Origin of the sequence: Aquidulcibacter sp. (genome assembly GCF_049239865.1) — a bacterium.
In the GTDB taxonomy this organism is placed as follows: domain Bacteria; phylum Pseudomonadota; class Alphaproteobacteria; order Caulobacterales; family Aquidulcibacteraceae; genus Aquidulcibacter.
This window is the reverse complement of sequence record NZ_JBMLTR010000099.1, coordinates 1-3,237: the sequence shown is the minus strand read 5'-3', so window position 1 is coordinate 3,237 and position 3,237 is coordinate 1. Positions and strand designations below refer to the sequence as shown.

At 51.9% G+C, this 3,237-nt stretch carries 2 protein-coding genes; both read right to left on the bottom strand.

The window, feature by feature from the left end; all coding sequences use genetic code 11:
- Nucleotides 1-198 precede the first annotated feature (198 nt).
- Nucleotides 199-1,428, bottom strand: coding sequence for an acyl-CoA dehydrogenase family protein (locus ACOVRA_RS07350; protein WP_346382220.1), 1,230 nt, complete (start codon nt 1,426-1,428; stop codon nt 199-201).
- On the bottom strand, nt 1,418-2,896 hold the full coding sequence (locus ACOVRA_RS07345) for a sulfatase family protein (RefSeq protein WP_346382219.1): 1,479 nt from the start codon (nt 2,894-2,896) through the stop codon (nt 1,418-1,420). Before ACOVRA_RS07345 ends, ACOVRA_RS07350 begins: the two co-directional genes overlap by 11 nt.
- Nucleotides 2,897-3,237: the final 341 nt, after the last annotated feature.

Sequence of the window (3,237 nt, the reverse complement as noted above, 5' to 3'; positions counted from 1 at the left end):
TTTCGCGATCGCACCAGCAGCCCAATTTTCGCGCTTCAAATCGAGAAAACCTTCTAACCGACCAATCCATAACATGCCCCTGGGTTAGGGGGAGCCGTTCGCGTAGGCTGCTCTGCCACCTGAAATTTGGACCATTGGGAATTAGAGCTTTGCCGTAACTCACCGTTGCACGATTTCAGGGAGCCACGCCCAAACGGTTTACCCGGTCTGAGCCTTCAGTTCCAACCGTGCAATCGTCTCCGCATGGACTTCATCTGGGCCGTCAGCAATTCGGAGAATCCGCGCGCCCGTAAAGGCATAGGCGAGGAAGTGATCATCGCAAAGGCCGGCACCGCCGAAAACTTGGATCGCCCGATCAATGACAGTCTGGGCCATTTGTGGCACGGCCAGTTTGATCATAGCAATATCCTTGCGTGCACCCTTGGCCCCTACCTGATCGATCCGCAGTGCAGCTTGCAAAACAAGCAACCGTGCCTGATCAATCTCGATACGTGATTGCGCGATCCAACGACGGACCACGCCGTGATCACCAATAGCGCGATCAAAAGTGCGTCTAGACGAAGCCCGGGCACACATAGCCTCCAGAGCTCGAGACGCAAGTCCAATTAGGCGCATGCAATGATGAATTCGTCCAGGTCCAAGACGACCTTGAGAAATCTCGAACCCACGCCCCTCGCCAAGTAGGATGTTTTCCAAAGGCACTTTTACATTATCAAAGACCAATTCAGCATGTCCATGTGATGGTTCGTCAAACCCGAAGGTTCTAAGAGGACGCATAATCTTGACACCGGGTGTGTTCAGAGAAACGATAATCATAGACTGCTGTCGGTGCTTTGGTCCAAAGGGATCAGTTTTCCCCATCAAGATCGCGAATTCACACCGTGGATTGAGAGCGCCGGTTATCCACCACTTTCGGCCGTTAATGACATAATGGTCGTCTTCACGACTGATTTGAGTCTCAATATTTGTGGCATCTGAAGAAGCGACTTGTGGTTCAGTCATAGCAAAACAGGATCTGATCTTAGCATCAGCGAGCGGGCGGAGCCAGCGATCCTTTTGGGTGGGCGTCCCGTACTTCTCAAGAACCTCCATGTTACCCGTATCTGGAGCGTTGCAGTTAAAGACCTCGCTTGCCCACACAATCCGGCCCATTTCCTCAGCAATTGGTGCATAATCTAGGTTGCTCAGCGGCGGTCCCGGGTGGAGTTCGGGCAAAAACATATTCCAAAGCCCCATTTTACGAGCTTTGGCCTTTAGCTCATCAAGAATCGGTGGCGTTAGCCAGGGTGTACGAGCATCCTTTACCTGCTCATCAAATATTGCTTCGGCAGGCACGACATGTTTGCGCATGAAGGTCTTCACCTTTGCTAGCGTCTCAATTCCATGGCTCGAGAATGGAAATAGGCTAGAGGCTTGATCATTGTTCATGAAATGAAATCCTTCCACATTGAAACACCTGCACTACCTGTTTCGCCGGCCAAGCCGGTGGCTTCATAGATTTGGCCCAGTCTTGATAGCGTTGTTGTAAGTCTGCTACCTCAGATCGCCTTTCAAAGGTCAGGCTTCTGGTTTCGCGAGGATCTGAGGCTAGGTCGAAGAGCCAAGGAAAGGCACCTTGGCGAGTATTTGAGAGGAGCTTAAGGTCCCCTGAAAGCACCGCATATTCCGACCCGGTGCGCCAGAAAAGTGTCTCGTGGACTGCCTCAGCTAACCGCGCGGGCACCATAAGCGGTGTGAGGTCTCTTCCATCAAAAGCATTTGCTGCTTCGATTTTTGCGGCAGCCAATATCGTTGGAGCAAGATCAAGCTGAGAGACATTGCGGCTATCATTTGTTCCACTTGGCCAACGCCGCGGCCAGCTAACAATTAGAGGGACCCTTGCACCGCCTTCAAAGTAGCTCAGTTTTCCCCCGGCAAGCGTTTCACAGTCAGAGACACCCATGTAGGTTGCCGCTCCATTATCAGCTGTGAAAATGATGAGTGTGTCTTCGGCCGCGCCGGAAGCTTCCACCGCATTAAGTACAATTCCTACACTGCGATCGAGAGAGGAAATCATCGCTGCATAGGTGCGCTCAAGTGGGTCCTTGATGTGTGAGAAGCGGGAAACGTCCGTTTCGAGTGCCTGGTATGGCGAGTGGGGTGCCAAATGCGCGAGGTACAGGAAGTAGGGCTCTGTTCCGGAAGATCGGATAAACTCAACCGCCTTGTGTGTTAACAGATCGGTCAGGTAACTTGCCTCATCATTCTCGATCTTTGGAGGATTGGCGTCATCCGCAAAGTCGGAAAAGAGCTTGATCCAATCTGCATTTCTGGCGAAGCTTCGCTTGCCAACATAGGGCGCTGTTACACTGATAAGGCCTTCCGATTTCTCATCGGCGTAAGCGGTCTCGCCAGAAAGAAATCCGAAGAATTGATCAAATCCACGAGATGTTGGAATGCGATCCTTCGTTGAACCCAAATGCCACTTACCGATCATTGCGGTGCGATAGCCTCCAGTTTGGAGATCTTGAGCGAAGACCCGTTGGCTAGCGGCAAGTCCGTGCCCCCCACCATCGGGTCCTTCCGGTGTCAGAAACTCAAATCCGTGGCGCTGTTGATATTGCCCCGTCATCAAAGCCGCGCGGGATGGGCTGCAAACTGATGCTGTTGAATAGCCGCGCTTGAATGTGACTCCACGCTTGGCCAACCGGTCTAAATTAGGGGTGGGAATGCTTTTTGGGGACCGGCCATAAGTGGACAAATCCAATTGCGAAAGATCATCAGCGACTATGAGGATTATGTTTGGCTTGCGAGATGATTGGGTCTCCGGCGCGGCACCAAGCTTGATTTGTTGGCTTGCGCAACCGGAAGCAAAGAGGATGCAAGCGATAGCGGCGATAGTTTTTCGAATTCCCATGAAGTACCCCAGCTTTGACCATCCACTTGACATAATATGATGACATATGCAACATAGATTGTCGACACTTTACCGTTACGCTGTCGTTAGGGGCGAGGTTATTCAGCATTGGTAACAGCCGTAGCTCCCAGTTCTCAGCTGGGAATTTCGCAAAGGAATTAGTGGAAAGAAGACTATGCCGTTCTTGAAGCCTTTTGGCTGGCCTTGTTTTCGCGGGGGCGCTGGCGGTTTGACTTGCGGTTGGCCGGAGCCCCATCGATCGGAACCGTTCACATCGGCCGGCAGACTGTCCTTCGACCGAAGAATATCTCCTGAACTCATAACCGGATGAATCGTCATGA